The following is a 22313-nucleotide window of genomic DNA, read 5'->3' as shown; positions in this document are numbered from 1 at the left end:
TCAGAAACGCGGCTCCAACTTATTACGGTTTCTTAGCTTCACAAATTTGTGAATCTAGCGTATCTTCACAAGCATGACGACGGCAATCTCCTCCTCTGTCGCGATCCGGGTGGCCGGCCTGCACAAGTCGTTCGGCCGCACCCACGCGCTGGACGGCCTCGACCTCGACGTCGAGGCCGGTGAGGTGCACGGCTTCCTCGGGCCCAACGGCGCCGGGAAGTCCACGACGATCCGCGTCCTGCTGGGCCTGCTGCGCGCCGACGGCGGCACCGCCCGGGTGCTGGGCAAGGACCCCTGGCGCGATGCGGTCGCGCTCCACCGGCGGGTGGCCTACGTCCCCGGGGACGTCACCCTGTGGCGCAATCTCTCCGGCGGAGAGGTCGTCGATCTCTACGGCCGGCTGCGCGGCGGCCTGGACGGCGCCCGGCGCGACGAACTGCTGGAGCGCTTCGAGCTGGACCCGACCAAGAAGGGGCGGACGTACTCCAAGGGCAACCGTCAAAAGGTCGCCCTGGCCGCCGCCTTCGCCTCCGACGTCGATCTGCTGATCCTGGACGAGCCGACCTCCGGGCTGGACCCGCTGATGGACGAGGTCTTCCGGAGCTGCGTCGCCGAGGAGCGCGACCGCGGCCGTACGATCCTGCTCTCCAGCCATGTGCTGTCCGAGGTCGAGGCGCTGTGCGACCGGGTCAGCATCATCCGTCAGGGGCGGACCGTCGAGTCCGGCTCGCTCGGGCAGCTGCGGCATCTGACCCGCACCTCCATCATCGCCGAACTGGCAAGCCCGCCCAACGGCCTGGCCCAGCTTCCCGGGGTGCACGGCCTCACCAGTCAGGCGGCCGAGGACGGCCAGGGCGTGCGGGTCGCGCTCCAGGCCGACACCGACCGGCTCGATGCCGTCCTGCGCGCGCTCAGCGCATCCGGCGTCCGCAGCCTGACCAGCACCCCGCCCACCCTGGAAGAGCTGTTCCTACGGCACTACCAGGACGAGACCGGCGCCGGCCGGGCGGCCGGGGCCGGCGACCGCGGCGAGGAGGCGAGCGCGCGATGACCGCCGTATCGGCCGGGGCCGCCCTGGCGCCGGCCCGCGGGCCCCGTCATCTGGCGGGCACCGGCGTGCTGTTGAGGCTCGCGCTGCGCCGCGACCGGGTGATGATCCCGGCCTGGGTGCTGGCCCTCGGACTGCTCGTCGCCGCGATGGGCTCGTCCTTCCAGGCGCTGTACGACACCGCCGCCAAACGGGCCGAGCTGGCCGCGTCGATGAACGCCAACGCCTCGCTGCGCGCGCTGTACGGACCGGTCTTCGGCGACACCATCGGCGGCCTGGTCACCTGGCGGATGGCCGGCTTCGGCGCCGTCCTCGCCGCCGTGATGAGCCTGCTGATCGTCGTACGGCACACCCGTGAGGAGGAGGAAACGGGGCGTCAGGAGCTGCTCTCCGCGGGCATGGTCGGGCGTCGTGCGCCGCTGACCGCCGCGCTGCTCGCGGCCCTGATCGCCGATATCGCGCTGGCCGTGCTGATCGGGGGCGGGCTGGCCGCATCGGGGCAGCCGGCGGCCGGTTCATTCGCCCTGGGCCTCGCCATCGGGGGCACGGGCCTGCTGTTCGCCGCGCTGGCCGCCATCGCCGCGCAGTTCACCGAGAGCGCCCGGCTCGCCAAGGGACTGACCGGCGCGGTCCTCGGCCTCGTCTTCGCCCTGCGCGCCGCGGGAGACGCCGCGACGGCGGATGCCTCGTCGCCGCTCACCTGGATCTCGCCGATCGGCTGGGCCGAGAACGTCCGCGCCTACGCCGGCGACCGCTGGTGGGTGCTCCTTCTCCTCGCCGCCGGTACGGCCCTCGCCCTCGCCGCCGGCTACGTCCTGACGGCCCGTCGCGACATCGGGATGAGCTTCCTGCCCGCCCGCCCCGGCCCGGCCCGCGCGCCCCGGTCGCTGAGCGGCCCGTTCGGCCTGGCCTGGCGCCTCCAGCGCACCACCGTGCTGGGCTGGACGCTCGGCTTCCTCTGCGCCGGCGGGATCTTCGGCGGTATCGCCAAGGGCGCCGCCGACCTGGTCGGCACCAACCGGCAGGCCCTGGAGATCTTCCGGCGGATGGGCGGGCAGCAGGCGCTGACCGACGCCTTCCTGGCCACGATGACCGGGATGCTGGGCATGGTCGCGGCGATCTATGCGGCCGGGTCGGTGCTCCGGCTGCGCAGCGAGGAAACCGGCGACCGCGCCGAACCGGTCCTGGCCTGCGCCGTCGGCCGCCTGCGCTGGGCCTGTGGCCATCTGGCCGTCGCCTACGTCGGCGCGGCCGTGATCCTGGCTTTCGGCGGCCTGGCCCTGGGCCTCGGCTACGGCGTCTCCGCCCATGACGTCACCGGGCGGCTCGGCCCGGTGCTCGGCGCCGCGCTCGCCCAGGTCCCCGCCGTCTGGGTGCTCACGGGCCTGGCCGTCTGCGTCTACGGGCTGGTGCCCAAGGCCACCACCGCCGTGTGGGCCGTGGTGGGCGGCTGCCTCGCCATCGGCTGGATCGGCCCGGCCCTGAAATTCCCGCAGTGGGCGATGGACCTCTCCCCGTACAGCCATCTGCCCAAGCTCCCGGGCGGCGAGGCCACGGCCGCCCCGTTCCTCTGGCTGCTCGGCCTCGCGGTCCTGCTCGCCGCGGCCGGTCTCGTCGGCTTCCGCCGGCGCGATATCGGCTGACCCGGGGCGGTCGTCCCTCAGGGGACGGCCGCCCCCTGGTACGTGCGCCGCCGGAGCTGTAGCGGACTCCGGCGGCACACTCCACTTTCTCCACAGGCTGTGGACAACGACGCGGACCGCCGGGCGGGCGCGCGCCGGGCGGGGGTCAGCCTCCCGGTGTGACCAACCGGGCCTCGTACGCGAACACCGCCGCCTGGGTCCGGTCGCGCAGCCCCAGCTTGACGAGAATCCGGCTGACATGGGTCTTCACCGTGGATTCGGCGACGACCAGATGCTCGGCGATCTCGCCGTTCGACAGCCCCTGGGCGACCAGCACCAGCACCTCCGTCTCCCGTTCCGTCAGATCACCGATCCGCTCCTGGGCGGGGGCGCGCGGGGTGCCGAGGCGGGAGAACTCGGAGATCAGGCGCTTGGTGACGGTGGGGGCGAGCAGCGCCTCGCCCGAGGCGACGATGCGGACGCCCTCGGCGAGCTGGCCGGCCGAGGCGTCCTTGAGCAGAAAGCCGCTGGCTCCGGCCCGCAGCGCTTGGTAGACGTATTCGTCCAGGTCGAAGGTGGTCAGCACGAGGACCTTGGCCTCGGCATCGGCGGCCACGATCTCGCGGGTCGCCTCCAGGCCGTTCATCTCCGGCATGCGGATGTCCATCAGCACGACATCCGGCTTCAGCTCCGCGACCTTGGCCACCGCCTGGCGGCCGTCGACGGCCTCGCCGACGACCTCGATGTCCGGCATGGCGTTGAGCAGCACGGAGAAGCCCTCGCGGACCATCACCTGGTCGTCGACGATCAGTACGCGGATCATGCCTTGGCCTCCCCCGCCGCATTCTTCCCGGCCGCCGGCTGCGCCGGGGCGTGCGCCACGGGTATGAACGCCGCGACCTCGAAGCCGCCCTCCTCGGTGTGGTCGGCCGTCATCTCGCCGCCCAGCATCTGCACGCGCTCACGCATCCCCAGGACGCCGTGTCCGGCGCCCGGAGAGGGCTTGGCCAGGCGGCTCGGGGCGCCGTTGACGATCCGCAGGCCGATCCCGCCCAGGACGTACGAGATCTCCACCCGGGCTTCGGCGCCGGGCGCATGCCGCAGGGTGTTGCTCAGCGCCTCCTGCACGATCCGGTAGGCGGAGAGCTCCACGCCCTGGGGCAGCGGCCTGGGCGATCCGGTGATCACCGCCTCGACGGTCAGCCCGGCGCCGCGGACGCTGGTCAGCAGCGCATCGAGGCTGGCGAGGGTGGGCTGCGGGGCCTCCGGGTCGGCCTCGGCGAAGGCGTCCGGATCCTCGGAGCGGACCACGCCCAGGATGCGCCGCAGCTCGGTCAGCGCGGCCACGGCGTTCTCACGGATCGTCGCGAAGGAGGTGGCCAGCTCCGGCGGGGTGTCCTTGACGCGGTAGGGGGCGGCCTCGGCCTGGATGGCGATGACCGACATATGGTGCGCGACGACATCGTGCAGTTCGCGGGCGATCGTGGCGCGCTCCTCCAGCAGCGTGCGCCGGGAGCGCTCCTCGGCGGTGGCCGTCTGCGTCTCGACGACCTGCTGACGCTCCTGGCGCCAGGCGCGGACCGCGGCCGCGGCGACCAGCATCAGCCCGGAGAAGAACGCCACCGGCGGCAGATCGCCCGTGCCGTAGCCGACGAGTACGGACGGCACCGCCGCGACGGCGAAGGTGACCAGCCACATCTCCACGGCCAGGCGGGGGCGGGTGCGCAGCACGACCAGGGTCATCACGGCGAGGTGGGCGGGGTACGCGATGCCGTTGAAGAGGCTGCCCCCGTACGAGCCGAAGAGGAGATTGCCGCCCAGCGTCACGACGAACACCATCAGCGACAGCCAGAAGGCGCCCACCGGGCGGAAGAGGGTGAGCACCGGCGGCACGGCGACCAGCACGCAGAGACCGACGATCAGGACGCCGCGCAGCGGGCCCAGGGAGTAGCCCGCGGTGAAGCAGGCCAGAAACACGCACAGGGAGAAGAAGCCGACGACGCAATGCGGAAGCCAGCGCACCCAGTGCCGCACCCGCTCCGGCATCCATGGCACCCACCGGGACACCTTGGCGTCGTCCAGCGGCGGCATCGGGCGGAAGGCGAAGGCATCGACGAACAGGTCCTGGCGCAGCCGGTGCAGCGCGCCACGGACTATTCGTGCCTCCGAGCGCAGGGTGCTCTGCGTCTGGGTCGTCTGGCTCGTCTGGTTCACGTAGACCACGGTAAGCAAAACCGGCCGGTCGGGCGTCCGCTGCGGCGCGTATCTTCCGCGTCCACCCCAGGTACTACGCCTGGTCAGCCCTGGGAGCGTGGGTGGACAGGCGCGAGGAGGCCCACGAGGGTGCGGCAGGCCGCGGTGCCGGGTGTGACGGGCGCGTAGTGGCCGACGCCGGGCAGTTCGCGCAGGTCCGTGGCGGCGCGGTGCGCGGCGGCGTAGCGGCGGGAGAGGTCCGGGGGGACGTCCGGGTCGTCGGTGCCGTGCAGGATCGTGACGGGAATGCCGGGGGACGGCGGCAGCCGCAGCGGATCGGCCGCGGCCAGCCGCTCCGCGAAGGCGGGCCCGTCACCGCCGCCGAGCAGCTCCGCCACCGCACCGTTGCTCAGGCCCAGCTCATGGGCGCGGGCGAGATCGGCGACCGGCGAGACGGCCAGGACACGGGTGACCGGCGTACCGGGGCGGGCCGCTGCGAGCAGGGCGAGATGCCCGCCCGCGGAGTGCCCGACGAGGACGAGGCCCCGGCCCCCCGCTGCCCCGGGGTCCTCCGCATACCCGCCCGTCCCCGGTGCTCCCGCCTCGTACGCCACCGCCTCGACCGCCGCCGCCACGTCCTCGAACGTGCGCGGCGCGCCCCCGCCGGCGCCCACCCTGCGGTACTCCGCGAGCGCGACCGGCAGCCCCCGCCCGGCCAGCTCGGCGGCGAGCGGGGAGAGATGCCGGCGGTCGTACGCGGCGCGCCAGAAGCCTCCGTGCAGCAGGACCACCGGCGGACCGGCGCCCGCGCCCCAGGTCCCGTACAGGTCGACGAGCTGGTCCGGATGGTCCCCGTACGCCACCGTCCGGACCGGCGCCGCCGGGGCGAGCCCCAGCAGCGCCGACTCCTCGTCCGGTGCGCTCACCCGCCGGCCCCGGGCGCCGCGTCCTCCTCGGGCAGCTCCCGCAGCACTTCGCCGAGCACCCATGCCGCCCGCTCCGCGTCCGCGAAGGAGGTGTAGAGCGGGGTGAAGCCGAAGCGCAGCACGTCGGGCCGGCGGAAGTCGCCGATCACCCCGCGCCGGATCAGCTCGGCCATCACCTCGGCCGCGCCCGAGCACTCCAGGGACACCTGGCTGCCGCGGCGGCCGTGGTCGTACGGCGTGATCGAGCGGACCCGGCCGGGCGGCGCATAGGCGGCCACACAGTCGAGGAAGAAGTCCGTCAGGGCGAGGCTCTTGGTGCGGACGTCCTCGACGGCGACGCCGTCCCAGGCGTCCAGCGCCGTCTCCAGCGCGAGCAGCGACAGGATGTCGGGGGTGCCCACCCGGCCGCGGACGATGCCCTCGGCGGCGGCGTAGTCGGAGGTCATCCCGAACGGATCGGCGTGCGAGTTCCAGCCGGGCAGCGGAGAGTCGAACCGCTCCTGGAGGCTTTCGCGCACATAGAGATACGCGGGCGATCCCGGCCCGCCGTTGAGGTACTTGTAGGTGCAGCCGACGGCCAGATCGACGCCGTACCGCTCGACCCCGACCGGCAGCGCACCGGCGCTGTGGCACAGGTCCCAGACGGCCAGCGCGCCGGCGGAGTGCAGCGCGTTGGTGATGCCGGGCAGGTCGTTGAGTTCGCCGGTGCGGTAGTCGACATGGTTGACCAGCGCCAGCGCGGTCCGCTCGGTGACCTCGTCGGCGATCCGCGTGGGCTCGACCGGGCGCACCGCAAGGCCCGTCATCCGGGCCGCCGACCTGGCGATATAGCCGTCGGTCGGGAAGGTCGTGGCATCGACGAGGATCTCCGTACAGCCCTTCCCGGCCATCCGTATGCCGCCGACCACGGCCTTGAACACATTGATGCTGGTGGAATCGCCGACCACCACCCGGCCCGGTGACGCGCCGATCAGCGGCGCGATCTTGTCGCCGATCCGCTCGGGCGCGGTCCACCAGCCGGCCTCGTCCCAGGAGCGGATGCGCAGCTCGCCCCACTCGTGGGAGATGACCTCGGCCAGCCGGCCGGGCACCGCGCGGGGCAGCGCGCCGAGCGAATTGCCGTCGAGGTAGACGGTGTCGTCCAGGACGAAGCGGTCGCGGACGGCCGCACCGAGCGGGTCGGCGGCATCCAGCTGCCCGGCCTGCGCGGCGTGGTCGCGGGCGCCGGGAGCGTTCTCGGTGGCCTCGTGCGGGGTCTTGTTCTCGGAGTTCTCAGACATGGCTGCGCGCCGTCCACAGCTCGGGGAAGACGTTCTTACGGGCCCGCTTCTCCAGCCAGGCCACGCCCGCGGAGCCGCCGGTGCCCATTTTCGAGCCCATCGCCCGCCGGGTCGCGACGAGGTGGTCGTTGCGCCATCGCCACACCAGCTCGCCGACATCGGTCAACGCCTCGCCGAGAAGGACCAGTTCGGACTCCTGCGGGCCCGCGTAGATCTCGGCCCATACGGCCTCGACGCCCGGGTCCGACTCATAGCGCAGCCCCAGGTCCCGCCGGAGCACGGCCTCAGGGACCGCATGGCCACGGCGCGCGAGCAGCCGCAGCACCTCGTCCCACAGGCTCGGCTCCTGGAGCGCCTTCTCCAGCTCGGCGTACTCGCGCGGAGCGCCACGGTGCGGCACCAGCATCGCCGCGGACTTCTCGCCCAGCAGGAACTCCAGCCGCCGGTACATCGCGGACTGGAACCCGGAGCCCTCGCCGAGCGCGCTGCGGTAGGCGTTGAACTGCTCCGGGGTCAGCCGGGCGAGCGGCTTCCAGGCGGCGTTCAACGCCTCCAGCTCGTAGGTGGAGCGGCGCAGGGCGTCCATGGCCACCGTCAGATCGTCGCGGCGCAGCGCCTCGGCGGCCGTGCACCACTCGTGCACGATGACCGTGAACCACAGCTCCATCACCTGAGTGGTCACCAGAAAGACCATCTCGCCGGGATCGTCGGAGAGCGGGTGCTGGAGGTGGGTGAGGACGCTCGCCTGGACGTAGTCCTCGTACGGGGTCGTGGTGGTGCTGCCGATGCTCAGATCGGGGGCCACGAGGGCCACGGGGGCCTTGGGGGCCGCTACGGCCGCGCCGGCGGCCGGTGTTTCACGTGAAACATCGTCGGCGGCGAATGCGAGGGTTTCACGTGAAACATTGCCGCCGGAATCTTCGGTCACGGCGGGAGAAAGAGGAAATGGCTGCGACATGAGGGACTCCTCAGGTGCGAACTACCGGGTAGCGGTCCGCTCCTTCCTTGTCGGCTCGGGAGCCCCGGTCCCCTCAGGCGCGGGTCTGACCCGGCCCACCTGAAATCATCGGTGCTGGGCTCCGGCCGCGCAAGGGCCGACCGCGATCATGCGGCCGGCCCTGGAGATCGCAGCCGTCAGGACAGCATGTCGGCCGCGGTCGGCGAGGACTCACGCAGGAACGTCGAGCAGCGCTCGTACTCCTCCTGCTCGCCGATCGCCTGCGCGGCGCGGGCGAGCGCGTGCAGGGCCCGCAGGAAACCGCGGTTGGGCTCGTGCTCCCAGGGCACCGGGCCGTGGCCCTTCCAGCCGGCCCGGCGCAGCGCGTCCAGACCCCGGTGGTAGCCGGTGCGGGCGTAGGCGTACGACTCGACGGTCCGGCCGCCCTGGAACGCATCGTCCGCGAGCTGCGCCCAGGCCAGCGAGGACGTGGGGTACTTGGCGGCGACATCGGTCGGAGCCGTGCCCGACGCGAGCAGCTCGCGGGGCTCGGGCTCGTCGGGCAGCTGGGTCGGGGGCGGTCCCCCGAGGAGGTTCTCGTGAATGGGCATGGCTTCAGTCTGCCAAGAGCTGCGCTGTGCTTCCTCCCCACGTTGTCGGCTTTCCCGCCGTGGGGGTTCTTCGCCGTGGCTCCCCCAGCTGACGCTGGGAGGTACCCCCAGCGGCGGGCGTGGTGTGTCGGGAGCGGGGGCGACCCTGCGGACTTCGTCCTACGTGGGTGGGGAGGAGGAGGTCGGTGGGGGTGGGCGTGGCGCTTTCCGCTCGCCTGGTGGTCACCCTCCGTCCGGACTTCCGGCGCCCGGGTCCCGGGCCTCGCCGGGGTCCAGGGGTGGGGCGCTCACCCCGCAGTGGTACTGGCACTCCGGGTGGCATGGCTCGGGTTCGGCGCGTAGCGCGTCGCTGCGGACGGTGAGCCAGGCGATCAGGGCTCCGGCCAGCAGGATTCCGGCGCACAGGGGCATGGCGCGGCGGAAGGCGGCCGCGAAGACATCCGGGGAGCGGTAGGCCTCGGGGCCCATTCCCGCGAGCAGGGGCAGCGCGGCGACCGCGACCAGGCTCGCGGCGCGCGCCGCCGCGTTGTTGATACCGCTGGCCAGACCCGCCCGGTCGACGTCCACGGCCGCCAGCACCGTCGAGGTCAGCGGCGCGACCAGCGTCACCATGCCGATGCCCAGCACCACCAGCGCGGGCAGCACCTCGGCCGGATACGACGCATGCGCCCCGACCCGCATCATCAGCAGCATCCCGGCGGCGCAGAGGACGGGCCCCACGGTGAGCGGGATCCGCGGCCCGATGCGCTGGCCGAGTTCGCCGGAGCGGGCGGACAGCAGCAGCATCAGCACGGTCGTGGGCAGCAGCGCCGTACCGGCCTCCAGCGCCGAGTAGCCCGCCACGACCTGGAGCTGGAGCACGGAGAGGAAGAAGAAGCCGCCGAAGGCCGCGTACACACAGACCGTCACGGCGTTGACGGCGGTGAACTGGCGGATGGCGAAGATCTCCGGGGGCAGCATCGGGTCGGGGCGCCGCCGCTCGACCCGGACGAACGCCGCCCCGAGCAGCAGCCCGATCACCGCCGGGACGACCACCGCGGGCGAGGCGCCCCGGTCCGGCGCCGCGATCAGCGCATACGTCACCCCGGCCAGCGCCAGCGCCCCCAGCACCGCGCCCGGCACATCGAACCCGCGGTGCTCGCGGACACCCCGCTCGCGGGTCTCGGGCACATGCCGCAGCGCCACCGGCACACACACCGCCGCCAGCGGGACATTCACGAAGAACACCCAGCGCCAGCCCGGCCCGTCCACCAGCCAGCCGCCGAGGAACGGCCCGACCGCCGCGGCCACCCCGCCGAGCCCCGACCACGCGCCGACCGCCCGCGCCCGGTCGTCCGGATGGAAAACCGCCTGCATCAGCGCCAGCGACCCCGGCGTGAGCAGCGCCCCGCCCACCCCTTGCAGCGCACGGGCCGCGATCAGCACCCCGGCGTTCGGCGCCAGCCCGCACAGCAGCGAGGCCGCGGCGAACCACACCACGCCGATGACGAACACCCGCCGCCGCCCGTAGAGGTCGCCGAGCGAGCCGCCGAGCAGGATCAGCGAGGCGAGGGTGAGCATGTAGGCGGAGACGGTCCACTGGAGCACGCCCAGACCGGCCTGGAGGTCCCGGCCGATGGTGGGCAGCGCGACGTTGACGACGGTGCTGTCGAGCATCGCCATGCCCGACCCCAGCACGGCCGTCATCAGCACCCAGCGCCCCCGCCCCGACGCCAGCCGTACCCCGCCGGGAAAGCCCGCTTCGCTCATACGGCGAGCATGCCCCTCCCGGCGCGTGCTTGCCCGGCGACGCGGAAGGGCCCCGCATCCCGGACGGATGCGGGGCCCTTCAAAGCCCGTACGGACTTACTTGATCTTGGTGCCCGTGGAGCGCAGGTTGGCGCAGGCCTCGGTCACGCGCTTGGCCATACCGGCCTCGGCCAGCTTGCCCCAGCTGCGCGGGTCGTAGGTCTTCTTGTTGCCGACCTCGCCGTCGACCTTCAGCACGCCGTCGTAGTTGCGGAACATGTGGTCCGCGACCGGGCGCGTGAAGGCGTACTGGGTGTCGGTGTCGAGGTTCATCTTGACCACGCCGTTCTCCAGCGCGGTGGCGATCTCCTGCTCGGTGGAGCCGGAGCCGCCGTGGAAGACGAAGTCGAACGGGTTCTGCTTGCCGAACCGGTCGGCCACGCCCTCCTGGAGGTCCCTGAGCAGCTCGGGGCGCAGCACGACGTTGCCCGGCTTGTAGACGCCGTGGACGTTGCCGAAGGAGGCGGCGAGCAGGTAGCGGCCCTTCTCGCCCAGGCCCAGCGCCTCGGCGGTACGGATCGCGTCGTCGACCGTGGTGTAGAGCTCGTCGTTGATCTCGTGGGTGACGCCGTCCTCCTCGCCGCCGGTCGGGGTGATCTCGACCTCAAGGATGATCTTGGCGGCGGCGGCCTTGGCGAGCAGCTCCTGGCCGATGGACAGGTTGTCGGCGAGGGTCTCGGCCGAGCCGTCCCACATGTGGGACTGGAAGAGCGGGTTCAGACCCTTGGCGACGCGCTCCGCGGAGACGTCCAGGAGCGGACGGACGTACCCGTCGAGCTTGTCCTTGGGGCAGTGGTCGGTGTGCAGCGCGACGGTGATGTCGTACTTGGCGGCCACGACATGCGCGAACTCGGCGAGCGCCACCGCACCGGTGACCATGTCCTTGTTGTACTGGCCGCCCAGGAACTCCGCACCGCCGGTGGAAATCTGGATGATGCCGTCGCTCTCGGCCTCCGCGAAACCACGCAGTGCGGCGTGCAGGGTCTGGGTCGAGGTGACGTTGATGGCCGGGTAGGCGAACTTGCCTGCCTTCGCCCGGTCGAGCATCTCGTTGTAGACCTCGGGAGTTGCGATGGGCATCTGTCCGCTCCTTGTGTAGGCGGGTGTGCGTTCTTCCCTGACCAGGGGGCGAGGACTTTCGCCGGGGCCATCCTCCCAGACTCGGTTGTTCGCTCCACATCGCCCGTCCGGCCTTCATGCAAAAGGGCGGTCGGTTTCACGTGAAACCGACCGCCCCTTGCGAAAGCCGCAGGTCAAAGCGGTGCGACCGTCAGGCAAGATCGCTTAGGCCAGGCCGAGGTCGCCGAGCTGGTAGCCGGTGATGTACGGGAGGCCCGCCTCGGCGATGGCCGAGGCCGCGCCCCGGTCCACGATCGTCGCAACCGCAACGACCTCGGCGCCCGCCTCGCGCGCTGCCTCGACGGCGGTCAGCGGCGAGCCGCCGGTGGTGGAGGTGTCCTCGACGACCAGCACCCGGCGGCCCTTGATGTCCGGGCCCTCGATACGGCGCTGCATACCGTGCGCCTTCTGCGCCTTGCGGACGACGAAGGAGTCCAGCCGGCGGCCACGGGCGGCGGACGCATGCAGCATCGAGGTCGCGACCGGATCGGCGCCCAGCGTCAGCCCGCCCACCGCGTCGTAGTCCAGGTCGGCGGTGATGTCCAGCATCAGCCGGCCGACCAGCGGCGCGGCCTCGCCGTCCAGGGTGATCCGGCGCAGGTCGATGTAGTAGTCGGCTTCCTTGCCGGAGGAAAGCGTCACCTTGCCGTGCACCACGGCCTTGTCCTTGATCTGCTGCAGCAGCTCGCCGCGCACGTCGTCACTCATGGCCATGAGCTTAGAGCCTGCCCCAGGGCCCGGACCGGGCGCTCAGGACAGCGTCCGCCAGCTCCAGGTCGTGGAGACCTCCAGCGGATCGATGGGCGTGACCAGGTGCGGCAGCGTATTGAGCCCGTTGGGCGGGCCCGACTGCGGCTCGATGCAGACCGCCTCCGCCTGCTCGTCGTAGACCACGACCCACTCGGCGCGGCTGGCCACCGTCAGCTGGAGCCGTCCCGGCCAGGTGAGCGTGACATGCACGCCCTGCGGCATCCCGAAGCAGTCGTCCCAGGGCCCCGGCTTCGGCGGGATCCGGCGGCCGGTCGGGAGATGGTCCGCGCCGCGCTCCTCCTGCCACTCCGCCGCGAAGTCGACGGTGACATCCGCCCCGCCGTCGCCCAGATTCCGCCGGAACCACGGGTGCCAGCCGGCCTGCGCCGGGAAGGAGTCGCCGATCGTCTCGACACCCAGGGTCAGGGTGAGCGAGCCGCCGTCCTCGGCCAGCTCGACCTGCTGGGTCACCGTGCCCGGATACGGCCAGGGGGCGGCCGGATCGGCCAGGCGGTAGGTGAAGACGGCCTCCCTCGCGCCCGCCCGCGCGGTGCGCCAGCGCAGATCGCGGCCGGTGCCGTGGATGGCGTGCGGTGCGGCGTTGACCGGCATCTGGTGCAGCGCACCGCCGTTGCGGAAGCGGCCGTGGTCGATCCGGCCGCACCACGGAACCATCGGGAAGCTGCCGTAGGTGTCGCCCTGCCGCAGCAGCTCCACGCCGCCGACGCGCAGGCTGCCCAGGCGGCAGCCGAGGTCCGGACGGACGGTCACTTCGGCGTCCCCGGCGGCCAGTCGTACGTCGTCCGCCCGCGTCGGCGCCGCGCTCCGGGTGGTGTTGTCGGTGCTCACGCCACGACCCTAACGGTGGGCCCGCGGACGGCTGCGACGCCACCGCCGACCGCCACGGCCGTCCCGCCGCAGTCCGCCCCGCTCAGCGCCGGCGGCGCAGCACCCGGCCGACGACCACGGCGGAGGCCAGCACCACCGCCGCCGCGGGTGCCGCCCAGCGCAGCGTCGCCGAGGCGGTGTTCACCTCCGGCGGCGGCACCGGCGCATACCGCCCGCGCGGCGGTGCGTGGTCGACCTCCTCGGCGCTGCGCCCGATCATCGTCCGGCGCGCATGTGCGGCCTCGGCCGGCACCTCACCCAGCTCGTCCTCGCCGTCGCCGTCCAGGTCCGCCTCGCGCACCAGGTCGCCGTCGAGCGCGGCATCCACCTCGTCGAGCTCCTGGTCGTCCGCCTCCTCAAGATCCCCCGCGTCCACCTCGCTACCGGCGTCGAGCGACGGCGGCGGCACCTCGGTCTCGAAGATCCCCCGCCCGGCGGGCTCACCGGACGGCGCCTCAGGCGCGGTCCCGGACGGCTTCTGGGGCGGGTCCTCCACCGGATGCCGCTCCAGATCCGCCGCGAGGTTCTCCGCGAAACGGTCGAGGAGGCGGCGGCCCGCGGCCTCGGCGGCCTGGTCGGTGGCCTCGGCCAGGCGGCCGTCCCCGCGCAGCGCGCCGGTGCAGGCCAGCGTCGTACCGGGGGCGGGCTCGGTGGCCGGCACCAGACGGACCGTCAGCGTCAGGGCGACCGCGCCGTCGCCGCGCGACTCCGTCCCCTTCGCCTCGAAGACCAGCTCGGCGTCCTCCTGCGAGGAGGCACCGCTGGCGATCGTCAGCGTGCCGCGATAGGTGATGGTGGAGCTGCCGATACGCAGCCGGAGGCGGCCCTCGGGAATGTGCGGGGCCGCGTCGGCGTCGAGCTGGACACCGGGCACGCAGCGCGCCACGCGCTCCGGTTCGGTGAGCGCCTGCCGCACGGTCCCGGCGGGAAACGGAACGTACACCTCATGCTCCATGGCAGGGAGCCTAATTCGTTTCCCGGCGCTGCGGGCACCCCCCGGCGGGAGTCCGTGGTCCTGGCGGCGGGACCGCCGCGCCTCAGCCCTGGTAGCGCGGATGCATCAGGGTCGACGGCCGCAGGAACGGGATGCGGTCGGCGGCCGCGCCGCGTTCGTCGGCGCGGAGTCCGGCGCGGGTGACGGAGGCCAACGGCGGGGCGTCCGGGGCCAGGTCCAGCCGGGGCGGGCGCCGCGCGGCCAGGACGAAGCCCCAGAACGTGTTGCCGCCGGGGGCCGGCACGGCGGAGCAGCGCCCCGGCGGGAGGGAACCCTCCGGGCCGGTTGCGCGGTCCGGGGCGCCGGAGAAGTCGGCGGGCTGTCCGGGGACGCGGTAGGGGACGGTCGCCAGGCCCACCGACCGCATCGTCGCCTCCACCGTCCAGTACGACCGCGGCCGCTCCGTCGGCGCCCCGGCGTGCACCACGAGGCGGCCGCCGGGGGCCAGCAGCCGCGCGGCGAGCCCGTAGAACTCCTGGGAATAGAGCTTGGTGCTGGCGGTGATCCCGGGGTCGGGGAGGTCGGAGACGATCACGTCGTACGGTGCGCTCTCCCCGCGCCCGCCCGGCGGCCCGCGTCGGGGGGACCCCGGCAGCCGGCCGCCGGAGGCCGCGGCGCGCCGCTGCCGCAGCCAGTCGAAGGCGTCCGCCGTCACCGTATGGACCCGGGGATCGCGCAGCGCGTGATGGTTGAGGCGGGAGAGGCCGGGGTCCGTACGGGCCAGGTGCAGGACGCCGGGGTCCAGTTCGACGACGGTGACCGAGCGGACCGCGCGATAGCGCAGGATCTCGCGCACCGCCAGGCCGTCGCCGCCGCCGAGGACCAGCACCCGGGCATGCGGCCCGCCCGCCATCGCCGGATGCACCAGCGCCTCGTGGTAGCGGTATTCGTTGACCTCGCTGACCCGCAGCCGGCCGTCCAGATACAGCTCCAGCGGCCCGCCGGAACCTTTCCTCCCCCGTCCCGCACCGGCTCCGCCGCCCGTGCCGCCGGTCATCACCACCTCCTGGACGCCGGTCTGCACCGCGACCCGCACCCCCGGCCCGTACACCGCGCGCCGGGCGGCCCGTTCGAAGGGCGAGGCCAGCAGCGTCCCCGTGGCGAGCAGGGCGAGCACCAGCACATTGACCAGGAGCAGCAGCCAGCGCGTACGCGGACTCAGATCGCGGCGGAAGAGCCACAGCACCAGCGCGCCGCCGGCCACCGCATTGACCGCGCCGGTGACCAGCGCACCGGTCAGCTGGCCCAGGCGGGGCAGCAGCAGGAAGGGGAAGGCCAGTCCGCCGACGAGCGCGCCGACGTAGTCCGCGGCGAAGAGGTCGGCGACCGCACCACCCGCGTCCTGCCGCCGGATCCGCTGGATCAGCGTCATCAGCAGCGGCACCTCGGCGCCGATCAGCACCCCGATGGCCAGGGAGAAGCCGACGAGCGCGGAGCGCGACTGGCCGAACCAGGCGAAGCACGAGTAGAGCGCCATCGCGGAGCTGCCGCCGACCAGCGCGAGCAGCGCCTCGACCACGCCGAAGCCGACCGCCGCCCGGCAGCGCATCCGCTTGGCGAGCAGGGCGCCGATGCCCATGGCGAAGACCATGACGGACAGCACGACCGACGCCTGGGTGACGGAGTCGCCGACCAAGTACGTGGCCAGCGCGACCAGTTCGAGTTCGTAGACCAGACCGCAGGCGGCGCAGACGAAGACGACCGCGAGGACGAGCAGACGGCCGAGCCCGGACGGCACGGGCAGCCGCGCCGCTTCCAGGGTCTCCGGCGGCCCGAGGGCGCCGGGAACAGCGGGCTCTGACGGGTCGATCATGAAATGAACGCTACGTGACGGTTCCGTACGCTTTTGTCACCCACACGAGTGCAGTCTCCGCTTTACACACGGCAGTTGAGGTCATCGGCACGGCGCACGGGGGCATGTCACCGATGTCGCCATGCAGGGGGCATATGTAAGCGTCCTGCTCGGAGCCCCAGGACAGCGCGCCCCGGGCGAACAAGGGGCGACGAAAGGCGGCACGCCCCCTGTCGGATGCGCGTCTAGACGGCCGCGACCGCCGCCCGTACGCCTACCCGCGTGCGGGTGGCCACCAGCCGGCCCTCCTGCGGATACGCGTGCCAGGTCCGCCAGTTCACCTGACCGTGCTGACGCTGCGCCAGCATCGCGGTGAAGGCGTACGGCGAGCCGGGGAAGGTCCCCGCCAGACCGTGCGGATGTTCGGCGACCAGCGCCAGCAGCTCCTGCGCCCGCCCCGCGAAGGAGCCGCGCGAAAGCGTCTCGACATGGGCGGCGAATTCGTACTCCCAGTCGCCCAGCCGCTTGGCCACGCCGAGCGGCAGCGGTGTACTGCTGCCCGGCATACAGGCGACGGTCTCGGAACACGTACCGTGCTCCTCTTCGAGAAGCACCTGATGAGAGGCGCCCAGCAGCCTCAACTGCACCTGGGCGTCGTCGAGTTGGAGGTCCAGCACCGCCAGCGCCGGCAGGGGTTCCCTGCCCAGGGCCCAGGCGAGGTCACAGGCACGGGTATCGGTGTACGCCGTCTTCAGAGTGGTGAGCATGGGTCGGCTCCGCAAGCACGCAGTGGATGGTGGGCCGGCCCGCCCGAGAAGGAATCAGGGATGTACGACTGCCTGCCGGCTCGTGCCCACGTGGGATGCGAGAACTGGGGGATTCTCTAAGGGAGAGGGAATCACGGATGGCAGGTCGACCACAGTCGTTTTACCCATCTACGTTGGGTTTCCATCCCCTAGAGGGCCCCTCAGTTCAGTTGTTCAACGACCAAGCGCCCAGCGGCCGTTGGCCCTCGGCCCGCGGCCCGCCGGGCGCATATGCGGTACGGCATGAGCCGTGTGCATGTGTACGACATCCGTGCAGCTCGGGAGGGCAGGGACGGCCATGCGACACGGCCACCGGGAGAGGTCAGGAGCCTCCGCCGCCACAGCCTCCCCCGCCACCGCAGCCACCACCGCCGCACGACGAGCCGCCCCCGCAGCCGCCGTGATGACCACCGCCGCCATGGTGGCCACCGCCACCGCCGTGGTGGTGACCGCCGCTCGATCCGCAGCTGCTGACGCCGCCGCCGGCGGCCCACCAGCTGCCGCCGCTCGACTTCGCGTAGCCGCGCCCGCGCTTCCGGCCGCCTCCGTCGCCCCGGGCAGCCCAGGACACCAGTGCCACCACCAGCAGAACAATCACCATGAAAATCACGGCACCAACCATCTGCCTCACACTCCTTTCCGTCCCCCGAAGCGAGGCACGCTCCGTCCGGCGCCGTGTGCGCCGCTGACCGCCCTCGTCGGCGGCCGTCCGTGTCTGTTGTGCGAGGCGCATGCCCGGGGCCCGTCGGGCTCAAAGCACAGTTGAGGAACTCCAGAGGTTCGGACGAGGATGGCGCGCATGGACCGACCGCTGCTCAATCGTCGCCTCGCCGAATTCGGCACCACGATCTTCGCCGAGATGTCCGCACTCGCCGTACGGACCGGCTCCATCAACCTGGGCCAGGGCTTCCCCGACACCGACGGCCCGGACGAGGTCAGAGAGGCGGCGGTCCGCGCCCTGCGCGACGGACGCGGCAACCAGTACCCGCCCGGCCCCGGCGTCCCCGAACTGCGCGCCGCCGTCGCCGCCCACCAGCAGCGCTTCTACGGTCACCGCGGTCTGTCCTACGACCCCGACACCGAGGTCCTGATCACCGCGGGCGCCACCGAGGCCCTCGCGGCGTCCCTGCTGGCCCTGCTGGAGCCCGGCGACGAGGTCATCGCACTGGAGCCGTACTACGACTCCTACGCCGCCTGCATCGCGATGGCCGGCGCCCGCCGCATCCCGGTCACCCTGCGCCCGGACGCCTCGACCGGCTCCTACGGCCTCGACCTCGACGAACTGCGCGACGCCGTCACCGACGACACCCGGCTCATCCTGCTCAACACCCCGCACAACCCCACCGGCACCGTCCTCACCCGCGACGAACTCGCCGCCATCGCCGAACTGGCCGTGGAACGGAACCTCCTCGTCATCACCGACGAGGTCTATGAACACCTGGTCTTCGAAGGCGAGCACATTCCCCTCGCCTCCTTCCCCGGCATGCGCGACCGCACGGTCACCATCTCCTCCGCCGGCAAGACCTTCTCCTTCACCGGCTGGAAGGTCGGCTGGGTGACCGCCACCCCGGACCTGATCGGCGCCGTCCGCTCCGCGAAGCAGTTCCTCACCTACGTCTCCGCGGGCCCCTTCCAGTACGCCGTCGCCGAGGCCCTCGCCCTCCCCGACACGTACTACACCGCCCTGCGCGACGGCCTGCGCGCCAAACGCGACATCCTGGCAGCCGGCCTCACCAGCGCCGGCTTCCAGGTCTTCCGGCCCTCCGGCACGTACTTCATCACCACCGACATCCGCCCCCTCGGCGCCGCCCTGTCCCAAGAGGGCGACGGCTTCGCCTTCTGCCGCGCCCTCCCCGAACGCGCCGGCGTCGTCGCCATCCCCAATGCCGTCTTCTACGACCACAAGGACCGCGGCGCACCGTATGTCCGCTTCGCCTTCTGCAAGCAGGAAGAGGTGCTGCGGGAGGCGGCCGCGCGGCTTCAGAAACTCTGAGGCGGCGGCCGGGAGTCCGGGGTCTGCCCACACGGCACACACCGAGAGACGGACAGACGGACGCGGGCCCCGGAGCGAAGTGCTCCGGGGCCCGCGCAGCCGGGTGGGGTGTGCCGGGGCTCAGGCCTCGTCGTCGCCCGGCTTCTCGTCCTTGCCTTCGATCTCGGCTTCGAGGCCGAGCTGCTCGACGAGCCACTTGTCGAATTCGATCGAGGCACGCACCCAGCTGACCGTGCTCGACACAAAGTGTTCGAGCGAGACACCGGTGCCGATCAGCATCGATGCCTCACCGATCAGACGGACCGAGCCGTCGTCGTGGGTGTGGGTGTAGGCCTTGGGCCACAGCGTCCTGCGGTTCCAGTCGTCGATCGCTTCCAGGAGCTTCGACTTTTCGTCGATGCCGTGGACGCGGTCGTAGAACGTACGGACGGAGAAGATCTGCTGCTCCTCCTCGCCACGGAACATGAAGTACGTGCGGAACTGCTCCCACGGCGCGGCGAGGTCACCCTCCTCGTCGACGACGTACTTCAGCTCCATCTGATCGAGGAGCTGCTTGACCAGGTCCTGGTCGGGCACGACGGGACCATCAGGCCCCGACGGCTGGGGTTCGGGCTGGCCCCCGAAATTCGGAATCGAGGACGGGTCGATGCTCACCGTGGAATTCCCTTCGTATGGTCTCTGCCATCCTCCCCCACATCCGCCCCGTCCTGGCAAGTGCCGGAGGACGGGGCACGGCCGGGTGCTGTGGGCCGTCGGCCCACGGACCGGCGGTCAGGACCGGGCCGCGGCCCTTTCGGGCGCCACGGACAGGCCCTCGCCGTCCACGTCGACCCGGACGGTGTCGCCGTCCAGCACCTCGCCCGCCAGGATGGCGCGGGCGAGCTGGTCGCCGATGGCCGTCTGGACCAGGCGGCGCAGCGGGCGGGCGCCGTAGGACAGGTCCGGGGCCGGGGCGTCGACGACGGGCTCCTGGCCGAGCCAGGCGAGCCAGGTCAGGGCGCGGTCGGTGACGTCCAGGGTGAGCCGGCGGTCGGCCAGGCGACGCTGGAGGTGGTCGATCTGGATGCGGGCGATCCGCTGGAGCTGGTCGGTGCCCAGGGGATGGAAGACCACCACGTCATCGAGGCGGTTGAGGAACTCGGGGCGGAAGGCCGCCCGGACCGTCTCCAGCACCTTCTCCTTCTTCTGCTCCTCCTTCAGCAACGGATCCATCAGGAAGTTCGAGCCGAGGTTGGAGGTCAGGATGAGGATGGTGTTGCGGAAGTCGACCGTGCGGCCCTGGCCGTCCGTCAGACGCCCGTCGTCCAGCACCTGGAGGAGCACGTCGAAGACCTCCGTATGGGCCTTCTCCACCTCGTCCAGCAGGATGACGCTGTACGGGCGGCGGCGGACGGCCTCGGTCAGCTGGCCGCCCTCCTCGTAGCCGACGTAGCCGGGGGGCGCGCCGACCAGACGGGCGACGGAGTGCTTCTCCCCGTACTCGGACATGTCGATGCGGACCATCGCCCGCTCGTCGTCGAAGAGGAAGTCCGCGAGCGCCTTGGCCAGCTCGGTCTTGCCGACGCCGGTCGGGCCGAGGAAGAGGAAGGAGCCGGTGGGACGGTCCGGGTCGGCGATCCCGGCGCGGGTGCGCCGCACCGCGTCCGACACCGACCGCACGGCCTCGGTCTGGCCGATCAGCCGCTTGCCGATCTCCTCCTCCATCCGCAGCAGCTTCTGGGTCTCGCCCTCCAGCAGCCGGCCGGCCGGAATGCCGGTCCAGGCGCCGACCACATCGGCGATGTCGTCCGGGCCGACCTCCTCCTTGACCATGGACTCCTTTGCCGCCTCCTGCTCGGCCTCGGCGGCCGCGGCCTCCTCCAGCTCCCGTTCCACACCCGGGATCTCGCCGTAGAGCAGCTTGGAGGCGGTGTCGAAATCGCCGTCGCGCTGGGCGCGCTCGGCCTGCCCGCGCAGCTCGTCCAGCTTCTCCTTCAGCTCACCGACGCGGTTGAGGCCCTGCTTCTCCTTCTCCCAGCGGGCGGTCAGGCCGCGCAGCTCCTCCTCCTTGTCGGCGAGGTCCTTGCGCAGCTTCTCCAGGCGCTGGACGGAGCCGGCGTCGGTCTCGTTCTTCAGCGCCAGCTCCTCCATCTTGAGGCGGTCGACGGCGCGCTGGAGTTCGTCGATCTCCACGGGCGACGAGTCGATCTCCATACGGAGGCGGGAGGCGGCCTCGTCCACCAGGTCGATGGCCTTGTCGGGCAGGAAGCGGGAGGTGATGTAGCGGTCGGAGAGGGTCGCGGCGGCGACCAGGGCGGAGTCGGCGATCTGGACCTTGTGGTGGGCCTCGTAGCGGCCCTTGAGCCCGCGCAGGATCGCGACGGTGTCCTCGACGGTCGGCTCGGCGACCAGCACCTGCTGGAAGCGCCGCTCCAGCGCCGGGTCCTTCTCGATCCGCTCGCGGTATTCGTCCAGCGTCGTCGCGCCGACCATCCGCAGCTCGCCGCGGGCCAGCATCGGCTTGAGCATGTTGCCGGCGTCCATGGACGAGTCGCCGCCGGCGCCCGCGCCCACGACGGTGTGCAGCTCGTCGATGAAGGTGATGATCTGGCCCTCGCTGGACTTGATCTCCGCGAGGACGGTCTTGAGCCGTTCCTCGAATTCGCCGCGGTACTTGGCGCCCGCCACCATCGCACCCAGGTCCAGCGCGACCAGCCGCTTGTTGCGCAGCGACTCGGGGACGTCGCCCTTGACGATGCGCTGGGCCAGGCCCTCGACGACGGCCGTCTTGCCGACGCCGGGCTCGCCGATCAGCACCGGGTTGTTCTTCGTCCGGCGGGAGAGCACCTGCACCACGCGGCGGATCTCATGATCGCGGCCGATCACCGGGTCGAGCTTGCCCTCGCGGGCGGCGGCGGTGAAGTCCGTACCGAACTTCTCCAGCGCCTTGTACGTGCCCTCCGGGTCGGCGTTGGTCACCCGCTGCCCGCCCCGGCTCGCCTCGAACGCGGCCGCCAGCTTCTCGGCGCTCGCGCCCTGCTGCGCCAGCAGCTCGCCGGTGCGCCCGCCCTTCGCCGCGATACCGATCAGCAGATGCTCGGTGGAGACATAGGCGTCGCCGAGCTCGCGGGCGCGCCGGGTGGCGTCGGCGATGGCGGCGAGCAGCTCGCGGTCGGGCTGCGGCGGCGCGACGGTCGAGCCCTGGACGCTGGGCAGCCCGGCGAGCTGGCGCTCGGCGCCGTTGCGCAGCGCGGCGGCGTCGGCCTCGACGCTCGCCAGCAGATCCATGATGTTCTCGTTGTCCTGCCCGGCCAGCAGCGCGAGCAGCAGATGCGCGGACGTCATGTCCGCATGCCCGGCGGTGACCGCCCGCTCGTTGGCGGCAGCCAGCGCTTCCCGGCTCTTGTTGGTCAGCTCGGCGTCCACGGGCTCGTGCTCCTCCTTGTGCGCGGTGTCCTGTTGCTCTTGCAGTTACCAACCTACGATAAGTTGAGTCTATTCCACTCAAGGCTGCTCGTACGAGTGAACGGCGACGAACGCCCCTTCGCCGCTGACATTGCCCGGTGACACTGGCCTTCGACCACAAG

At 72.1% G+C, this 22313-nt stretch carries 18 protein-coding genes; 3 read left to right on the top strand and 15 right to left on the bottom strand.

Annotated elements, in window-relative coordinates; all coding sequences use genetic code 11:
* The first annotated feature begins 73 nt into the window (after positions 1 to 73).
* Together SNA_RS03400 and SNA_RS03395 are read left to right on the top strand one after the other, a co-directional pair.
* The gene (locus SNA_RS03400) at positions 74 to 1051 is read left to right on the top strand and encodes an ABC transporter ATP-binding protein (protein WP_037792131.1); all 978 of its coding nucleotides are present in this window, start codon (positions 74 to 76) and stop codon (positions 1049 to 1051) included.
* Positions 1048 to 2691, top strand: coding sequence for an ABC transporter permease (locus SNA_RS03395; RefSeq protein ID WP_044362979.1), 1644 nt, complete (start codon positions 1048 to 1050; stop codon positions 2689 to 2691). The genes SNA_RS03400 and SNA_RS03395 overlap by 4 nt, the downstream gene beginning before the upstream one ends.
* Before the next feature lie 145 nt (positions 2692 to 2836).
* Here SNA_RS03395 and SNA_RS03390 read toward each other — a convergent pair whose 3' ends face one another.
* From SNA_RS03390 to SNA_RS03330, 13 genes are all read right to left on the bottom strand, one after another.
* Positions 2837 to 3493, bottom strand: a complete 657-nt coding sequence (locus SNA_RS03390; RefSeq protein ID WP_030068653.1) for a response regulator — start codon at positions 3491 to 3493, stop codon at positions 2837 to 2839.
* Complete coding sequence (locus SNA_RS03385) at positions 3490 to 4884, bottom strand: sensor histidine kinase (RefSeq protein ID WP_044363168.1); 1395 nt, start codon at positions 4882 to 4884, stop codon at positions 3490 to 3492. Before SNA_RS03385 ends, SNA_RS03390 begins: the two co-directional genes overlap by 4 nt.
* 83 nt (positions 4885 to 4967) lie before the next feature.
* Entirely contained in the window at positions 4968 to 5789 is an 822-nt protein-coding gene (locus SNA_RS03380) for an alpha/beta hydrolase (RefSeq protein WP_030068655.1), read from the bottom strand.
* Positions 5786 to 7069 (bottom strand): kynureninase, encoded by a 1284-nt coding sequence (gene kynU, locus SNA_RS03375; protein WP_030068656.1) that lies wholly within the window; start codon positions 7067 to 7069, stop codon positions 5786 to 5788. The genes SNA_RS03380 and kynU overlap by 4 nt, the downstream gene beginning before the upstream one ends.
* Entirely contained in the window at positions 7062 to 8027 is a 966-nt protein-coding gene (locus tag SNA_RS03370; protein ID WP_420823453.1) for a tryptophan 2,3-dioxygenase family protein, read from the bottom strand. The genes kynU and SNA_RS03370 overlap by 8 nt, the downstream gene beginning before the upstream one ends.
* Positions 8028 to 8203: 176 nt before the next feature.
* Complete coding sequence (locus SNA_RS03365; RefSeq protein WP_030068658.1) at positions 8204 to 8617, bottom strand: DUF3151 domain-containing protein; 414 nt, start codon at positions 8615 to 8617, stop codon at positions 8204 to 8206.
* A gap of 222 nt (positions 8618 to 8839) precedes the next feature.
* A complete protein-coding gene (locus SNA_RS03360; protein WP_030066142.1) occupies positions 8840 to 10366 on the bottom strand; it encodes an MFS transporter in 1527 nt (508 codons plus the stop codon).
* A gap of 96 nt (positions 10367 to 10462) precedes the next feature.
* Positions 10463 to 11485, bottom strand: a complete 1023-nt coding sequence (fbaA, locus tag SNA_RS03355) for a class II fructose-bisphosphate aldolase (protein ID WP_030066141.1) — start codon at positions 11483 to 11485, stop codon at positions 10463 to 10465.
* A gap of 204 nt (positions 11486 to 11689) precedes the next feature.
* Complete coding sequence (pyrE, locus tag SNA_RS03350) at positions 11690 to 12232, bottom strand: orotate phosphoribosyltransferase (RefSeq protein ID WP_030066140.1); 543 nt, start codon at positions 12230 to 12232, stop codon at positions 11690 to 11692.
* Between the two features lie 42 nt (positions 12233 to 12274).
* Entirely contained in the window at positions 12275 to 13123 is an 849-nt protein-coding gene (locus SNA_RS03345; RefSeq protein ID WP_030066139.1) for an aldose epimerase family protein, read from the bottom strand.
* 82 nt (positions 13124 to 13205) lie between these two features.
* Complete coding sequence (locus tag SNA_RS03340; protein ID WP_044362976.1) at positions 13206 to 14117, bottom strand: SRPBCC family protein; 912 nt, start codon at positions 14115 to 14117, stop codon at positions 13206 to 13208.
* Between the two features lie 82 nt (positions 14118 to 14199).
* Positions 14200 to 15969: a polyamine aminopropyltransferase gene (locus SNA_RS03335; RefSeq protein ID WP_044362974.1), complete on the bottom strand. Its 1770-nt coding sequence runs from the start codon at positions 15967 to 15969 to the stop codon at positions 14200 to 14202.
* A 224-nt stretch (positions 15970 to 16193) separates the two neighbouring features.
* A complete protein-coding gene (locus tag SNA_RS03330; protein WP_030066137.1) occupies positions 16194 to 16715 on the bottom strand; it encodes a DUF2617 family protein in 522 nt (173 codons plus the stop codon).
* A gap of 838 nt (positions 16716 to 17553) precedes the next feature.
* On the opposite strand from SNA_RS03330, the gene SNA_RS03325 reads away from it, so the two are divergent.
* Positions 17554 to 18747, top strand: a complete 1194-nt coding sequence (locus SNA_RS03325) for a pyridoxal phosphate-dependent aminotransferase (RefSeq protein WP_030066248.1) — start codon at positions 17554 to 17556, stop codon at positions 18745 to 18747.
* Positions 18748 to 18867: 120 nt separating this feature from the next.
* Here the strand turns inward: SNA_RS03325 and SNA_RS03320 are convergent, their stop codons facing one another.
* Positions 18868 to 19401, bottom strand: coding sequence for a YbjN domain-containing protein (locus SNA_RS03320; RefSeq protein WP_030066249.1), 534 nt, complete (start codon positions 19399 to 19401; stop codon positions 18868 to 18870).
* 117 nt (positions 19402 to 19518) lie between these two features.
* Positions 19519 to 22152 carry an ATP-dependent chaperone ClpB gene (clpB, locus tag SNA_RS03315; RefSeq protein ID WP_044362971.1) on the bottom strand — a complete coding sequence of 878 codons (2634 nt, stop codon included), beginning with the start codon at positions 22150 to 22152 and terminating at the stop codon, positions 19519 to 19521.
* Positions 22153 to 22313 lie beyond the last annotated feature (161 nt).

It is taken from the genome of Streptomyces natalensis ATCC 27448 (assembly GCF_000935125.1).
Taxonomy (GTDB): domain Bacteria; phylum Actinomycetota; class Actinomycetes; order Streptomycetales; family Streptomycetaceae; genus Streptomyces; species Streptomyces natalensis.
This window is presented reverse-complemented; position numbering and strand designations above follow the sequence as displayed.